9 protein-coding genes are annotated in these 18,160 nt (G+C 41.7%); 7 read left to right on the forward strand and 2 right to left on the reverse strand.

What is annotated here, in order from left to right:
* Positions 1-2 precede the first annotated feature (2 nt).
* On the reverse strand, positions 3-1,589 hold the full coding sequence (locus LVD16_RS11515; RefSeq protein ID WP_233774091.1) for a glycoside hydrolase family 43 protein: 1,587 nt from the start codon (positions 1,587-1,589) through the stop codon (positions 3-5).
* 8 nt (positions 1,590-1,597) lie between these two features.
* Entirely contained in the window at positions 1,598-3,373 is a 1,776-nt protein-coding gene (locus LVD16_RS11520; protein ID WP_233774092.1) for a sugar porter family MFS transporter, read from the reverse strand.
* A 338-nt stretch (positions 3,374-3,711) separates the two neighbouring features.
* On the opposite strand from LVD16_RS11520, the gene LVD16_RS11525 reads away from it, so the two are divergent.
* The 7 genes from LVD16_RS11525 to LVD16_RS11555 all read left to right on the forward strand — a co-directional run bounded on the left by LVD16_RS11525 (position 3,712) and on the right by LVD16_RS11555 (position 18,116).
* Positions 3,712-5,205: a xylulokinase gene (locus LVD16_RS11525; protein WP_233774093.1), complete on the forward strand. Its 1,494-nt coding sequence runs from the start codon at positions 3,712-3,714 to the stop codon at positions 5,203-5,205.
* A 13-nt stretch (positions 5,206-5,218) separates the two neighbouring features.
* The gene (gene xylA / locus LVD16_RS11530) at positions 5,219-6,553 is read left to right on the forward strand and encodes a xylose isomerase (protein ID WP_233774094.1); all 1,335 of its coding nucleotides are present in this window, start codon (positions 5,219-5,221) and stop codon (positions 6,551-6,553) included.
* Positions 6,554-6,585: 32 nt separating this feature from the next.
* Complete coding sequence (locus tag LVD16_RS11535) at positions 6,586-8,622, forward strand: transketolase family protein (protein ID WP_233774095.1); 2,037 nt, start codon at positions 6,586-6,588, stop codon at positions 8,620-8,622.
* Positions 8,623-8,896: 274 nt separating this feature from the next.
* Positions 8,897-11,920, forward strand: coding sequence for a SusC/RagA family TonB-linked outer membrane protein (locus LVD16_RS11540; protein ID WP_233774096.1), 3,024 nt, complete (start codon positions 8,897-8,899; stop codon positions 11,918-11,920).
* 19 nt (positions 11,921-11,939) lie between these two features.
* A complete protein-coding gene (locus LVD16_RS11545; RefSeq protein ID WP_233774097.1) occupies positions 11,940-13,562 on the forward strand; it encodes a RagB/SusD family nutrient uptake outer membrane protein in 1,623 nt (540 codons plus the stop codon).
* Between the two features lie 127 nt (positions 13,563-13,689).
* Positions 13,690-14,385 (forward strand): NUDIX hydrolase, encoded by a 696-nt coding sequence (locus LVD16_RS11550; protein ID WP_233774098.1) that lies wholly within the window; start codon positions 13,690-13,692, stop codon positions 14,383-14,385.
* Between the two features lie 128 nt (positions 14,386-14,513).
* Positions 14,514-18,116, forward strand: a complete 3,603-nt coding sequence (locus tag LVD16_RS11555; RefSeq protein ID WP_233774099.1) for an Ig-like domain-containing protein — start codon at positions 14,514-14,516, stop codon at positions 18,114-18,116.
* Positions 18,117-18,160 lie beyond the last annotated feature (44 nt).

The following is an 18,160-nucleotide window of genomic DNA, read 5'->3' on the forward strand; positions in this document are numbered from 1 at the left end:
TCTTATTTTAATTCGGTATAATTGAAATGCTTAAAATCAGCAGCCTTGCCTTGACCTGATAGATCCTGGCAGCAAATGCCACAGAAGGCTCCCGTAAAGGCAGGTCTGTAGTGGTTGGTCTCATCACGCACATAGTCATCAGAAAGAATGCTGGCATCTAAGGCTGAACCTATTGGTTTCCAGGTATCAGCTTCTTTATAATGAAATTGTAATCTGTCGTAATGAAGCACGCCTTTGAGGTGAATGCCCGGTGCTAATGACTCAATAGCTATTGTTTGCGACTCAGTGACCTTACTCTTGTCATAAGTGATCACTTGAATGGTCTTTTGTTGCTGATCATCGCAGGATACAGTTAAATAGTGGAAGTGATTGGTATTATAATAAAAAATAAGCCCGGCCATCTGCTGAAAGTTAACTGGGGCGAATTCCAGGTAGGTGGAGGCTTCAATTTTAAAATGTTGTATTCTCCTCGCGATCAAGCTTTGGTAGTGAAAGGAACTTAAAGATTCTCGGCCTTTTAGCCTCAAAAATCCTGGCTTTGCCGTCAAGGTGGCCCAACTTTCTTCTATGGGAACTCTTAATGACTGAAAATGAATATCCAGCACCGGCTGATCAAAAGTCACATGATGGACACTAGGAGTAAAGTCTTGAGGTGTCTGCCCATTAGAGCTTACCAGGGATCGAGGTGTTCTTGCTCCATTTTTAAGTTGTGGCCATTGGTTGTCAGGCCAATCTATCAATTCAATGGCTGTTTCCCTACCAAGAATACATTTACCTAAGGGACTCAGTGGCCGCGCAACCAGAAAGGTAGCTAACCATTGCCCATGCTCATCCTGAATCAGATCTGCATGACCAGCTTTTTGAAGCTCAGCTTCGGGATGATGCCTGGAGGTAATGATGGGATTTTCAGGGTGAACCTCATAAGGACCTGTGATTGATTGAGAGCGAGCCACCGTAACGGCATGGCCATATTCGGTGCCACCTTCGGCCGTAATCAGGTAGTAAAATCCATCTTTCTTATATAAATGTGGCCCTTCAGTGCAGCCAAGTTCGGTACCCTTGAAAATGGTGTGGATCGGTCCGGTCAGTCTTTTTTCAGCTTCATCATATTCCTGAAGGGTGATACCTCCAAAAAAATGATTATTACGCTGATCCGTAATCATGGCCAAAAGCCATTTTTTGCCATCAGTATCATGGAAAAGTGAGGCATCAAAACCGGAAGAATTTAAATACACAGGATCTGACCATTCTCCTAAAATATTATCTGTTGTCACCAGATAGTTGTGGGTGTCTTTCCATTTACCGTCAAATGATCTTACGTTGCTATACACCAGGTAAAAGGTGTTATTATGATATGAAAGACAAGGCGCCCAAACGCCGCAAGAATCAGGATTTCCACGCATATCTAACTGCGAGATTCTGTTTAACGGTCTTGCTACTAACTCCCAGTTAATGAGGTCTTTTGAATAATGTATTTGCACACCAGGAAACCATTCAAAGGTGCTGGTGGCTATATAATAACCATCTTTAGTTTTAATGATAGAAGGATCAGGGTTAAATCCTCTTAAAATGGGGTTTTGTATCTGCATTTAAAAAATCAATTATCTATTAGTTCAGCCTCTATTTCCTCCAAAGATTTGCCTTTGGTTTCTACCACATATTTCAAAACAAAAAACAAGCACAAAATCATAAAGGCTGCGAATATGAAAAAGGTGGTGGCCGAGCCCAGTTTTTCCAGTTCGTATGGAAATATGGTGGCTACCGCAAAACTTGTCAGTGCGTTCAATGAGCCTGCTACAGAAATAGCCAGTCCTCTTGATCGATTAGGAAATATCTCAGATAGAATGGCCCACATTACCGGGCCCAGCGATATGGAAAATCCAGCTATAAAACCTAAAATGCCTATTAGCACCCAATTGGCATTAATATTAATGCTGGTGCCTAAAATAACCTGCTTATATGCATCAGCAAAGCGCAGTTCTGTTACTTCATCTGCTGATAATTCCTGATTAGCTATGATGTTCTGAGCACTACTCATCTGTAGCTCTCTGCTAAAAGCTGTTTTCAAAGTGCTAAAAAAGTCGAGTTCATTCGTATAAACTTTTCCTTTTTGTCTTTCCAATACGCTGGTAATCAGTTTGATCTCGTAGTTAATGGTATTGTAAGTGTCATGCTGCACCTCAGCTATTACCTGCCCGTTTTTATACACCGAGGCGGCTGTCTGTATGTACACAATGCTATCTTTCTGGTAGATTTTAGGGTTGGTGGCTTTGGCCTGGGCCAATACCTCAGAATCCTTCAATGACTGCTCTAGGCTAGTGATGGTATTATCAGTAACCTTATAGGTTGCTATGTAGAAAGAATAACCTACCATTACCAGAAAAGCAGCCATGATAGATGTGCCTATGATCAAAAGCGGCTTCCTACCCAATCTATCTATTACCAGCATCGATAATACGGTGAATACCATGAAGATAATACCTACAATTATGGCCTGAAGAAAGGCGGTGTCAGTGGCGCCTCCGGCCGTTTCAAAAATCATCGGGGCATAATAAAGTACTGCATTAATGCCGCTTACCTGTTGAAAGAAGGCAAGCGCAAGACCAATAATCAGCACTACTTTCATTCTTCGGGAAAACACTTCTGATAGCTTAGCTTTTTTCTCTTTTTTAGTGGCTTTAAGTGTGTTCTGGATATTCTGAAATTCAATGACTGCCTGTTCATGATCTCTCACCTTATTCAGAGTGAATTTAGCCTCTTCCAAGCGACCTTTTTGGATGAGCCACCTGGGGCTTTCTGGAATGATAAATAGAAGTATGAAATATAACGCGGCAGGGAAGGCTCCTATGCCCAGCATCCATCGCCAGTTCAGGTCTGGGTCTTCTATGAACTGAAGTATGTAGTAGTTAGAAAAGTATGCTATCGATAAACCAAGTACTATATTTAATTGGTTGATAGTGACTAGCTTACCTCTATTTTCGGGAGGAGCCATTTCAGCGATATACATAGGAGCTACTAGTATAGCTATGCCTACACCAATACCTGCAACAAATTTACAAATGATGAAAATGATAATGTGCCCCGCCAATGCTGTACCTGACGCCCCAAGCATAAATAAGAAGGCTGTAATTAATAATGCTTTCTTTCTTCCAATAGCATCGCTGATCATGCCGGCAGTTAGGTTGCCTAGAATAGATCCTAATAGAATGGCACTGGTACTAATCCCTAGCAGCAGAGGTTGGCTGGAGATATTGAAGGTGTTTTTATAGAAGGTGATGGCCCCAGAATTAACTACGCCGTCAAAACCCAAAAGAAAGCCCCCAAGTGCTACTATAACAGATATTAATACAGGGTAGAGTTGATTTTTTTTCATGAAGGCGCATTTAAATTCGCAAACGATTTCATAAAGAAAGCTATTTTGCCTAACTATCAGTAAGGTTTCACTACTGCACGAATTCGCCATAATTTATTCATTTGTACGTCATTACTCAATGGAAAAAGTTGCCAAAGTCTAGTTCCTGAAAATGCGGCTACGTCAACAGTACGCCACTGTATGGTAGTGAAGGGTTGTTGACGTATGAAATTGGCGTATTTATGAATTTAATTGACGAATGGGTGAAGTATTGAAAGTAAGTGCATTCCACATGAAAAACACCAAATTTGTGAAGTTCAACTGATTAAAAAAACGATAGCAAAACAACCAATTCCCTCATGAGTAAATATTTAATAGGTTTTGATATCGGTAGCTCGTCTATAAAGGCGGCGCTGGTAAACGCCGAGACACGGGAGACCGTAGGCATGGCGCAATACCCTGATACTGAGATGGAAATACAGGCCTTGCAGGAAGGCTGGGCCGAGCAGGATCCTGAACAGTGGTGGGAGTATGTGGCCAAAGTATGTAAAAAAGTATTAGCCCAAACCGGTGTCAACGGCGCTGATGTAGAATCGATAGGTCTTTCTTATCAGATGCATGGTTTGGTGCTGGTAGATAAAGGCCAGAAAGTACTTCGTCCTTCTATTATCTGGTGCGATAGCCGCAGTGTAGATATCGGCAATGACGCTTTTGAGGGAATAGGAGAAAAAGTATGTCATACTCACTTGCTAAATTCACCGGGTAATTTTACCGCCTCAAAACTGATGTGGGTAAAAGAAAATGAGCCTGAGGTTTATAGTAAAATACACAAGTTCATGCTTCCTGGAGATTTCATAGCTATGAAAATGACAGGGAAGATCGTTACCACCAAATCGGGCTTGTCAGAAGGTATCCTTTGGGATTTTCAGAATAATGATATCGCTCAGATGGTGCTTGATTATTATGATATTGACCGCTCCTTAGTTCCGGAAATAGCTGATACTTTCTCAGTTCAGGGCCTCGTAACCGAGCAGTCTGCCGAAATTCTGGGCTTAAAAGCAGGAATCCCTGTTACCTACCGAGCTGGTGATCAGCCCAATAATGCCTTATCCTTACAAGTGACTAAGCCAGGGGAAATCGCAGCTACCGGCGGCACTTCAGGCGTGGTGTACGCTGTGGTAGATCAGCCTTTATATGATGGGGCATCACGAGTAAATGGCTTTGCTCATGTTAATCATCAGTCTGATGCTCAGAGAATCGGAGTATTGCTTTGTATCAATGGAGCCGGGTCACAATACCGCTGGGTAAGACAAGTTGTGGGTGAAGATGTGAGCTATGAGAAAATGGAAGAGATGATCAACCAGGTGCCTATTGGTGCTGATGGCCTTCGCATTGTTCCTTTTGGAAATGGAGCCGAGCGCATGTTGGAGAATCAATTTGTAGGTGCTCAGGTCAACAATATTCAATTTAACCGCCATGGTAAAGGTCATATGTACAGAGCAGCTCTTGAAGGAGTGGCTTTTGCCTTTGTCTATGGTGTGGAGATTATAAAAAACATGGGTATTGAGACGCATGTTATTAAAGTAGGAAATGATAATTTATTCAGATCTAAAGTGTTTTCTACTACTGTGGCCACCCTTACAGGTTGCAGAATAGAAGTAATAGAAACTACCGGTGCGGTTGGAGCGGCCAGAGGATCTGGATTAGTGACAGGGAGATATAAGGAGCTGGATGATATTTATGGCAAGGCCGAGCAGGTAGATAGCTATGAAATGAGCCCTGACAAAGACCCCTACCAGAAGGCTTATAACATCTGGAAAAAAGACTTAAAGAATTTATTAGAGAACAATTAAAACCTTATGAATAATGAGTAATAACGTATTATTAGGAGACAAAGAATATTTTAAAGGCATAGGAAAAATACAGTTTGAGGGTAAGGAATCTGATAACCCTATGGCTTTTAAATATTACGACGAGAATAAAGTAGTGGCCGGAAAAAGCCTGAAAGACCACTTCAGATTTGCAGTGGCTTACTGGCATACCTTCTGTGGTACAGGTGGCGATCCTTTCGGTCCTGGCACTAAAGCTTTTCCGTGGTCTACGGCTAGTGACGTAGAGCAAGAGGCTAAAGACAAATTAGACGCTGCTTTTGAGTTCATTACCAAACTTGGTGTGCCTTACTACTGCTTCCATGATTTTGATATGGCGGCTGAAGGAACCAGCTTCAAGGAGTCTGAAAGAAGGCTGCAAATAGCTTCTGATTATGCACTAGAAAAGCAAAAAGCCAGCGGTGTGAAATTATTATGGGGTACCGCTAACCTGTTTTCAAACCCAAGGTACATGAATGGAGCTTCTACCAGCCCTGATTTTAGTGTGGTTGCTTATGCAGGTGCGCAAGTGAAAAATGCTCTGGATACAACTATCAAACTGGGTGGTGAAAACTATGTATTCTGGGGAGGTAGAGAAGGTTACATGTCTCTTCTAAACACTAATATGAAGAAAGAGCAGGATCATTTGGCTAGATTCTTACATATGGCCAAAGAGTATGCTCGTAAGCAAGGTTTCAAAGGTCAATTCTTTATTGAGCCTAAGCCCATGGAGCCTACCAAGCATCAATATGATTTCGATGCCGCTACGGTGCTAGGCTTCTTAAGAGGTTATGATCTCATGGATGATTTTAAGCTTAATTTGGAAGTGAACCATGCTACCTTGGCTCAGCACACGTTTACCCACGAACTTCAGGTGGCAGCTGATGCAGGCCTATTAGGAAGTATAGATGCTAACAGAGGTGATTATCAGAACGGCTGGGATACAGATCAATTTCCGATCAATTTATACGAACTTACTGAGGCCATGCTGATCATTCTTGAGGCTGGTGGTTTTAAAGGAGGAGGCGTAAACTTCGATGCTAAAACACGAAGAAATTCTACTGACCTTGATGATATTTTCCATGCGCATATTGGAGGAATGGATGCCTTCGCCAGAGCACTGATCACTGCCGACAGGGTATTGGAAAACAGCAACTATAAAAAACTCAGAGCCGAAAGGTACAGCTCCTTTGATGCTGGAAAAGGCCTTGATTTTGAGCAAGGTAAACTCAGTCTGGAAGACCTATATGCTATAGCTAGCGAGGCAGGAGAGCCAAAATTAATAAGTGGCAAGCAAGAGATGTACGAAAACATTATTAATCACTATCTTTGAGCCGAACAATTAAAAAAACCTAGCTAAATCTTATGGCCAATCCAAAATTAGATAAACTATCTGCTGATAACATTAGGCTACTCTCTGTAGCAATGGTTGAAAAAGCTAATTCCGGCCACCCCGGTGGACCAATGGGAGGAGCTGATTTCATGCATGTATTGTACAGTGAATTCTTGCAATTTGACCCAGACAATACAGAATGGCGTTGGAGAGATCGATTCTTTTTAGATCCAGGACACCTCTCTGCTATGTTATATTCGCAGTTATACCTTTTAGGAAATTATTCTAAAGATGATGTTTCTAACTTCCGCCAATGGGGTTCTATCACACCTGGTCACCCTGAAGTGGACCACAAAAGAGGTGTAGAGAATACATCTGGTCCTTTAGGGCAAGGACATGCCATGGGTATTGGAGCAGCATTAGCTGGTAAGTTTCTAGAGGAGAGATTTGGTAGCTGGACTGATCACACCATTTATGCTTACATTTCTGATGGTGGTATTCAGGAAGAAATAAGCCAGGGTGCTGGTCGTATTGCAGGTTACTTAGGCTTAAGTAACGTGGTAATGTTCTTCGATAGCAATGATGTGCAATTAAGTACGTATACAGATGAAGTTACTTCTGAAGATACTGCTAAAAAATATGAAGCCTGGGGATGGAACGTGACTACTATTGATGGTCATGATCATGATGCAATTAGAAAAGCGCTGAAAGATGCTAAGGCAGAAACAAAAAGACCTACATTGATCATAGGTAAAACCATCATGGGTAAAGGTGCTGTTGATGCAGATGGAAAACCTTACGAAGGTTACAGTGTACTTCACGGTAAGCCTTTAGGTGGTACTGATGCTTCTTATGAGAAAACAGTAGAAGCTTTAGGAGGAAAAGTAGATGATCCATTTGCTATTTTCGAAGATGTTGAGGCTTACTACAAAGAGATCATAGATAGAAAAAGAGAAGAAGTAAAGTCTGTGAAAGCAGAGGAAGAAAAGTGGAAAAGTGCTAACCCTGAGTTAGCTAAGAAACTTGACTTATTCTTCAGTGGTGATATTCCTGAGATTGATTTCTCACAGATACCTCAAAAAGCGAATGTAGCTTCAAGAGATGCTTCATCTGCAGTTTTAGGTTATTTGGCTGATAAAGTTGAGAACCTAATCGTAGCTTCTGCTGACTTGGCTAACAGTGATAAAACTGATGGTTTCTTAAAGAAATCAAAAGCTTTCGGAACACATGATTATGCAGGTAACTTCATGCATGCTGGTGTATCTGAATTTACAATGGCAGCTATGGCTAACGGAATGGCCCTGCACGGTGGTATCATCCCGGTGGTAGGTACTTTCTTCATATTCTCAGATTATCAAAAGCCTGCTTACAGACTTTCTGCACTTATGGAGCTTCCTGTAATTTATTTATGGACACATGATGCCTTCAGAGTAGGAGAGGATGGACCAACCCACCAGCCAATAGAGCAAGAAGCTCAGCTTAGATTGTTAGAAAAACTTCGTAACCACAAAGGTGAAAGAAGTTTATTAGCTCTAAGACCTGCTGATGCTGCTGAAACTACAGTAGCTTGGGAAATGGCTTTGAAAAATAAGAAAACACCAACCGGCTTAATCTTCTCAAGACAAGGTATTAAAGACCTTATTGCGAAGGACGGTGACCGTTATTCCGAAGCTGAAAGTGCTAGAAAAGGTGCTTACAGAGTACAATCTGTAGACGGAGCTGATGTTACTTTAGTAGCTAATGGTTCTGAGGTAGCCACTTTATTCGAAGCAGCACAGCTACTTGAAAAAGACGGTGTGAAAGCGAATATCGTTTCTGTTATTTCTGAAGGTTTATTCAGAGATCAGTCTGAAGCATACCAGGCAGAAGTAATTGATGAAAATTCACCAATATTTGCCTTAACCGCAGGCCTACCAGTAACTATGGAAGGATTAGCAGGTAAGAAAGGTAAAGTATTCGGCTTAAGCCATTTTGGTTATTCTGCACCAGCTACAACTTTAGATGAGAAGTTCGGCTTTACCGGTGAGAATATCTATAATGAAGTAAAGGCATATTTAAAGAGCCTATAATTATAAACCCCATCAGTTCTTCTGGTGGGGTTTTCTTATGTAAAATAATGTTATGGTAAAATTGACTATAAGAAAATTTTATTGTAGCTTTAGTATCTATTAATCAATCATCTACATTAATCCTTAACCTTTAAAACCTTATGCGAAATTCTACACGCCCTTTCTTTAGATATCTTATGGTAAAAATGACTATATCATGAGTTTTTCTATCTTTTTTTTAAATCGAGTCATGCAATCGATTCCAACAAATTAGATTCAATTAAATCCCTTATTTATGAAATACGTTTACTTACTGCTCTTATTTTCTGCGAGCTTTTCGGTGTCTGCGCAGAAGATACTCACCGGTAAAGTCACCACGCAAGATGGTGAAGCACTGGTAGGAGCAAGTGTAGTAGTGCAAGGCACTACTAATGGCACCATAACAGACTATAATGGTGATTATAGTCTCAAAGTACCTGACGGCAATGAGACCCTCGTTTTTAGTTTTATTGGTTATACTACTCAAGAGGTGAAGATAGGTGGAAGAGAAGAGGTGAATGTAGTCTTAGCCGAAGACATAGAATCTTTAAGTGAGGTTGTCATTATTGGGTACGGAGAGCAATCTTCCAAAGAGGTATCTACTGCGGTAGCTACAGTGGACAGAAAAACCATTGAATCACTTCCTGTAGCCAGGCCAGAACAGGTGCTACAGGGAACGGCCCCTGGGGTTATTGTTCAGCAAAACTCTGGCTCGCCGGGTTCACCATTAACTGTTCGGCTTAGAGGTGTAGGCACCGCCGGTGGTTCACAGCCACTTTACCTGGTGGATGGACTACAAGTGCCTGATCTTAATTATCTTAACTCCTCTGACATCGCAGATATTTCTATTTTAAAAGATGCAGCAGCCTCTGCAATCTATGGAGCACGTGGAGGTAATGGCGTGGTACTGGTGCAAACCAGAAAAGGGAATCGTGATAAAAAGCCACAGCTGGCTTTCAGTGGCTATTATGGCATCCAAAACCTGGCTAACAAACCTGGTCTTATGGATAGGGACCAGTATGCGGCTTATTATAATGAGTACCAGCAGCAAGCGGGCGGTACACCGCTGAGCCAAAGTGATATAACCAAACTCCCTAATACTGATTGGTATGACGAGGTGTTTGATAAGAACTCACCTATGCAGAATTATAGCGCTTCCATTTCTGGAGGGGGCGAGGCATTTTCATATTATCTGTCAGGGGGCATATTTGATCAGGTCGGAATGGTTGGAGGTGAAGAGGATAAGTCTAAATTCAACCGAAAAAATGCCAAGTTAAAGTTCGATGTAGATGTTCTGGATAATCTAAATGTTAATGTTGGCGCAGACATAGTTCACACCAACAGAGATTATCTTTTTGAAAACCAGGCAGGTACAGGTGTGGCTATTATGAACTATATAAATGCTATTCCCGCTATTTATCCTGCCTTTGATCCGGAGAATCCCAGTGTGCCTTTTCACATGGGAGATCTAAATAACCCAATAGTTGTCAATGGGGTTACCCTACCTGCCGTAGGAGCAGTTTTGAATCCACATGTTTCAATGCTTTTGAATAATAACAGAACCGTTTCTGATTTAAGAGTTTATAATATTGGGGCCACCTGGAATCCTTTTAAAAATGTGGAGGTAAGAACCAGCTATGCCCATTATAGTGATGAGTCTTTGGATAAGAATTTTTATCCTCAATATGACTATAGACCTATTCAAAATCTATTTAATGAAACGGCTGATTTCACCCAAACTACCTATGAAAATGCCTACTCACAGTGGGAAGGTAATCTGAAATACGACTTCATAAATCTCGAGGATCATAATTTAGATGTATTGGTAGGCTTTTCGGTGTTAACGGCAGAGGGTCGAATTGAAAGCCGTTCTGGCTCTGATTTTCTGGTGAATGATTTTGAAAAGATCAATTTTGCTTTGATAAAAGATGCCACCGCTATCATAAACCCTAAGCCATTTGCTTATGAAAGCGGACTTCTTTCCTTTTACGGACGCGTTAATTATAATTTTAAAGAAAAGTATTTATTCAGCGCCACCTTAAGAAATGATGCTTCATCCAAGTTTGGAGCGGACAATCGGTCGGGAACTTTCCCATCATTTTCTGCAGGGTGGGTACTTTCAGAAGAGTCATTCCTAAATACCAATAACTTCATCGATCTGCTGAAACTACGTGCTAGCTGGGGTATTAACGGTAACGATAATATATCTAACTATCAGTTCAGTACCGTGGTAAATCCGAATTCAGGTCCATCTTTTGGTGGGATGAACACCCCTGGGGTAAGTGCAGGCTTCCTGCCGAATCCTAGTGTAAAATGGGAGGAGATATCTCAAACTAACATCGGTCTAGATTTGAATGCCTTTAACAACACCTTCGGGCTTACGCTGGACTATTATGTTAAAAATACTTCAGATATGCTGGTGCCTATAGGTACGCCACTTTATATCGGTCTTAACTCGGCTGCTGCCAATGTGGCTGATGTGAAAAACACAGGATTAGAAGTACTATTGACATATAAGAAAACCTACCAAAATGATTTTTCATGGAATGTGGGATTTAACCTGGGGTATAATAAGAATGAGGTGACCAGCCTTGGTGAAAATGGGCGGCCATTGAATGGTGGTAATATTGGTTTCATTTTCTCAGACCCTATCACCAGAACAGATATTGGTCAGCCTATCGCTAGTTTCTATGGATATGAGGTAGAAAGCATTGATGACAATGGCGAACTTATTTTTAGAGATACAGATGGTGAGGCCGGAATAACGCCTAACGATAAAACCTTTATTGGTAAACCGTTCCCAGACTATACCTATGGTGTAATGTTGGGAGCCTCGTACAAAGGATTTGACATTAGCGGATTCCTCTATGGATCTCAAGGAAATGATATCTATGATGCTACGGTAAGGTTAGACGCCTCATATTCTAACAGACCCACGACTTATGTAGGAGATAACGCTCCAGGCAATATTTTAGGTACAGGTGGAACCGGAGGCTCGCAGACAGAAGTGTCAGATTTTTATGTGAAAGATGGTTCATTTACCAAGCTCAAAACCCTCACTTTAGGTTACAATCTCCCTAAAGGTTCTCTGGAAGGAATAGGGATGTCAAACCTAAGAATTTACCTGACAGGGCAAAACCTATTTACTATCACAGATTATGATGGAGTGGATCCTGAAATTGGTCAGGCTTCTACGGAGTCAGTCTTAGATGTAGGTATTGATCGTGGTTTTTACCCTCAGCCGCGAGTATTCATGGTAGGCTTTCAAGCCAGGTTTTAATGCATAACAGAAAGAAATTATGATTAATATTCAACGAATAAATCGAACTCAATGGGTGCTGGTTCTGGCTCTCATAACATGGGTGATAAGCGGCTGTGATAAAGATGAGCTACTAGAAAAAGCACCCATTACCGAACTTGACGCCGGCAAGGCACTACAAACAGAAGGCGACTATATTGCACTTACAAACTCAGTCTATGATGTACTACAGTGGCAGGTGATTAATGGAGCTCAGACTCACATGTATCCCGTAATGTTTCAGGGTATGAGAGCTGATGATTTGGTTTCTCAGTGGGATGCTTTTTGGGTGGCAGGAGCTGCTTTTGATGATTTCACCAAAATTACGCCAAGCAACCCTAGTGTCCAGGCCTTATGGACCAAGTGGTTCACCATGATTGCACGAGCCAACACAGCCATTCATTTTGTGAATCAGTTTGAAGGTTTTAGTAATGATGAATTGAAGCAAAGGCTAATAGCAGAAGCCATGTTTTTAAGGGCATTTGCTTATTTCGAACTGGTGAAAAACTTTGGAAAGGTGCCGCTAATCACTAAATACATCGAAAGCGCCAACGAGGAATTAAAGATGGAAAGAGCAGAAATCACAGTTATTTACACCCAAATAGGAGAAGATGCAATGGCAGCTGCTGAAAAGCTACCAGAAAGTTATACAGATCAATCTGACAAGGGAAGAGCTACTAAGGGTGCTGCCTACACTTTACTCGCCAAAAGCTTTTTATATCAGGAGGATTATCCAAAAGTAAAGGAATACACAGAAAAAGTAATGTCTCTGGGGTATGCTCTCGAAGAGAATTTTGCTGACAACTGGTCATTGGACAATGAATATGGTAAGGAATCTATTTTTGAAATAGGCTATGCTGACGGCTTTTCAAATATTGCTTTTGAAGGACCTGCGGCTGTCACTAATCAGGGATCAAGCTCTTATCAGATGTTTGGCTATATATTTAACGGCAGTGCTACCGGTTTTGGAAATGCAGTGCCCAGACAAGAGTTGATCAACCTTTATGAGGAAGGAGACGCCAGGAAAGATGCTACCTTCATAACTCCGGAAACGGTATTGCCAGACTTAGGAGCACAGTCATGCGGATGTCTACAGTATGATGAAAATGGAAATCTGTTATTCGGAGATGCAGGTAATGAAAGTCAGTGGGTAGGCACAGATATTTACAATTACTTCTGGAGAAAACCAGCGGCACTGGAGTCTAAGGCTACTATGAGAAAATATCATATTTCTTCAACTACTGCCTCGTCATTGCTCAATGTGGGAAGCTCTCCTTTAAATGAAAAGATTTTCCGGTACGCAGATGTTTTACTTATGCGCGCCGAAGCAGCTGCCAGCGGAGCTGGTGGAGATGGCCAGGCAGCACTGGATGCTGTCAGAGCAAGGGCGGGTTTAGACCCGGTGCCATTAACATTAGAAAATGTGAAAATGGAAAGACGTAAGGAGCTTGCCACCGAAGGGTGGGACCGATTCACTGATTTGGTCCGCTGGGGTGATGCTGCCGATGCATTGGCTTTCAAGAATTATAACGATAACAGAGACAGATACTTACCCATACCACAGTCAGAGATTGACCTGGTAGGAGAGAGTATTTTAACGCAGAATCCGGGTTATCAGAGATAATATTAGTGGCAGGCACTTAGGTGTCTGCCACTTTTTCTTTTTTGCAGCGAGAAATTTACTCACAAAGGTTAAATTTGGAAATTGTTAAAGAAATAGGTTTTCTTTAAGGTACTGCTAAAAATTTGCTATGGATTCTAAGGAGTTTTCTGATGAAATAATTGAAGCGCTTTCTATCGATACCGTTATTTTCGGTTTTGAAAAGGCTGAATTATATGTTTTGCTGGTAAAGCACGCTCAGGGAATATCCAAAGGAAAATGGGCTCTTCCGGGTGGCTGGATCAAATACAATGAAAGTGTAGATGATGCTGCTTACCGTATTTTAACGGCCCAGACCTCCGTTTCCAACATATTTCTGGAAGAACTTAAGACCTTCGGTAATGTAGATCGTTACCCTACTACCCGAGTAATAACAGTAGCCTATTACGCCTTGGTGAATAAGGAAAGCTTTAAATTAAATCCTGGAGTTAGTGTTTCAGATGTACGCTGGTTTAATGTGCATAAAGTGCCGGAACTAGCCTTTGACCACAACGATATTTTTGAATATGGTTTTGCTCATCTAAAACACAAAATTCAGCATGAACCTATTGGCTTCAACCTGCTTCCTAAAAAATTCACTCTACTGCAGATCAAAGAACTCTACGAAGCTATCCTGGAAACAGAGCTCGACAAGTCTAATTTTAGAAGGAAATTTATCAAAATGAATTTGTTAATTCCTTGTAATGAAAAGCAGAAGGATGTGGCACACAGAGCTGCTCGCCTGTATAGATTTGACGAATCTGTCTACAACAATCTCCTGAAAAAAGGATTTGTTTTTGAAATTTAAGAGCGCCCTCAGTTCTTAATTTTTAACTCTTACAGTTGGCTTAACTACGCGTATCTTATAGTCATTTTGACTGTAAGATTCATGAAGATGGTCTTCATGTATGATGTTCAATCTAAAACGTTACTACTATGTTTAGAGTACAGTTTAAAACCAATGTACTGTTAGCAGTTTTGTGCTTATTTTTTCGGGTGGCCATAGGTCAAATTTATGATCCTGGACCGGGTAAAACCTTAAGCCTCATCGGTCAAACCTATCAAAGTGAATACACTGATTATATTTCAACCACTGGTATTACACCTGCCGGTTCTTCTCACTATGCATCATTTTACTTGGGTAGAATTGAGCAAGGAGATGATGATCCTAATGCGCAATTCCTTGACTATGTGAGAAACAATGACCTGGTTGAATATGCTTTGGTGGCCTTGAGTATAAAAGACAATACCGCCGCTGGAGGTTATGGCCAAATGATAGATCCCGGCTGGCCACAATTTAACGCTAATGCCATTTGGGAGGCAACTGAAGACATTGTTAATGGCCAGTGGAATAATCAAATAGATGCTTTTTCTAATATTATGAAAAGCCGAGGAGACACTAAGTTCATGCTCCGCATCGGCTATGAAGTGAGTCTTCTTTTATTTGCTAACAGGTCTGAAACATATGCTCCTGATGTGCTAAATCGCTATGCTTCTCAAGGAATAAACGCCCTGGAGAATGCGGATCAGGTCACTGAGTGGGACCTTCAGTCTTACAAGGATGCCTATAACTACATTGCAAACCGAATTAGAAATGTCAATGGCGTAACCAATGTAAATTTTGTGTATCATCCGGTACGAGGTTACTGGGATACCTATTGGTTATATCCTGGCGATCAGTATGTTGATTGGTTTGCACTCTCTGTGTTTAATAATGATGTTTGCCTGCCCTTTGGTAACACTGCCAATTGCGCTGGAGATCCCGCTGATGGCAATCTGCTGTCTTCTTTTGATTTTGCAAGACAGAGAGGTAAGCCCTTAATGATAGCGGAATCTGCAGCTAACTCACCCGCCAATCAATCGCCTCAGGGTTTTAATGATTATCTAAGTCGGGTAGATAACCTAATTAAGTCAGAAGACATTAGAGCTTGGGTTTACATTAATTCCAACTGGTCAGAAGATAAGAATGGAGATGGTCAGCCAGACTGGGGACCAGAGTGGGGAGATTCCAGAGTTCAGAAATTTTCATCTACTTTAAGCTATTGGCAAAATTTGATGAGTGATCCACGGTACATCAACCTTAATCAAGGGGGTGGAGGTAACAGTGTGCCTCAGGTACAATGGATTAATCCGACACCATCAGAAGGTGCTAATCTTGCGGCAGGATCATCTATTTCAGTGCAAATTTCCGCTTCTGACGCTGATGGAATTTCAAACGCAAGTCTTTCAATTAATGGGAATTTTGTAAGGCAAGAAAACCTTGCTCCATATGAATGGGGTGCACAGGGGCAGAATGATCCCCTATTACAAAACTTAAATGCAGGTAACTATACCTTGTCAGTGATAGTAACTGATAATCAGGGTGCTACCACTACTATTTCCAGGTCATTTGCAATAGGAAGTAATGGCGGTGGAGGAGACTGTACTTCTAGCTCTTGTCCTCCGTCACATCAGTATTTCTTATGTGGCCAATGCTGGGAAAGCCCTGCCCAGGCGGAGTCTGGTGGATGCGCAGAGACCTGCGAAAATACCGGAGGAGACAATGGTGGAGGATCAGGCGATGATTGCACATCAACCTCATGTCCGGCAAGTCATCCATATTTACTGTGTGGGCAATGTTGGGAGAGTGCAGCACAAGCTGAATCAGGAGGATGTACTGAAACTTGTAATAATGGTTCTGGTGGAGGAGGTTCATCTAACGACCTTGTACTGTTATGGCAAAGTCCTACACCTTCCGGATCAATAGCTGGTGGAGTTAATATCACTGCTTCTGTGGGTATTTCAGCAGGACAGACTAGCGCAGTAAGTCTTTTTGTCAATGGCTCTCTGATTAATCAAGATGCTATTGCACCTTATCAATGGAGCTTGGGTAATCTTAATGATGGAGTCTATAACCTACAGGCTACAGCTACTGGAGCACAGGGAGAAGTAAGTATTTACAGAACCTTTACTGTTGGCAGTAATAATTCAGCAAAAATAGAAGGCAAGTTTACACCTCAAAATGGACAAACATTGCTCTGTATCGGTCAGGATTTAAAAGGACTGGCTGGTTATAGGTATGGAGATATTATGCCTCCGAGTTATGATTACAGTCTTGGTGCAGGGCAGGGGGGAATTCCGGAGCCAGGGGCGGCTGTGGCCTATATCTCTTTTTATTTATTAACCACACCGCAGATTGATAACATCAATTATGGTGCTACAGGAATGGATAATGGTGGCAATTTCACTGGGATTGATTCTGATTGGGGCGCCGGACCTTTAAATGCTGCCAGCACCGCCTTAGGGTGGGATCATTCGGCTCTAGTGCTAGCCATGTCTATTACAGAAAACTGGGAGCAAAATGGTTTGCAGGGGATAGCTAATGGGCAGTACGAGGCAAATATTAGCAAGCTGGCCACTTTTTGTAATGCTTTCCCTAATAAAAAGATATTCTTAAGGATCGGTTATGAGTTCGACGGTCGTTGGAATGGTACTGATCTGGCTGGTGGACTTTATCCGGCTGGTTATCATAAAACCAATGAATATAAAGCCGCGTGGAGACACATTGTAAATGGACTAAGAAGTAGAGGAGTAAGTAATGTTGCCTTTGTATGGCAGTCAAGCACCTCGCCCGTGGATGATGTTTTAGATGCTTATTATGATCATGGTAGCAACTTTGCAGCAGCCCGTGAAAATCTAAATGATTGGTACCCTGGTGATGATTATGTGGATTGGTGCGGCATTTCATGGTTTATAGCGCCTCAGGAGGCGGATAATATCTTTGGCTTTGCAGATGTCAATGGCCTTCCTAATCAAGATGATTTGGCTGATGAGATGCTCAACTTTGCCCGATCGCATAATAAACCGGTGATGATCGCTGAAGCCACACCACAGGGGTATGATCTTGAGATCAGCCAGTATGATCCTACTCCATCCCTGGTCTCCAGAGCTGCCACCGGCTGGACTTATGAGGGCGCTAAAACACTATTTACTCAGGGTATTTCTGCTGCTCAGAGTCAGTTTGCTCCTGGAACATGGTTTGAAAATATGTCTGCTCAGCAAGCATGGAACAGATGGTATGTGCCATTTCTGGACTACATTCATCAGAATGAAGATGTGATCAGAGCAGCAACCTACATCAATACAGATTGGAATGAACAAGCTAAATGGACTTATCCATACTATGAAGGCTATTGGGGAGATACCAGAATAGAGGCCAATGCTGTAATAAAGCAGAATTGGTTGAGCGAAATTCAATCCGGCTTCTGGCTGTTAGGAAGCCCAGGAATTAACTCAAATTTAAATAGTCTATCAGTAAATGCTGTTGCCAGAAAGTCCTTTTCAGAGGAGATAGAGGTGCTCAATGTAGCGATTTATCCAAACCCGGTAAATCATACGCTTAACATCCGTAAAGAAGGAACAGTAAAAGGAGTGATTCTTGATTTTTCAGGTCGTGAAGTAATGCATTTTTCTGGTAAGGAAATTGACGTTTCAAGCCTTGGTAAAGGAACATATTTTATCAAAATAAATCAGGAAATCGAGCGGTTCATAAAGTTATAGCTAAACGCTTTTACCGAAGGCTGTAAGGCCTTCGGTTTTTATTT

It is taken from the genome of Fulvivirga ligni, assembly GCF_021389935.1.
Classification (GTDB): Bacteria; Bacteroidota; Bacteroidia; order Cytophagales; family Cyclobacteriaceae; genus Fulvivirga; species Fulvivirga ligni.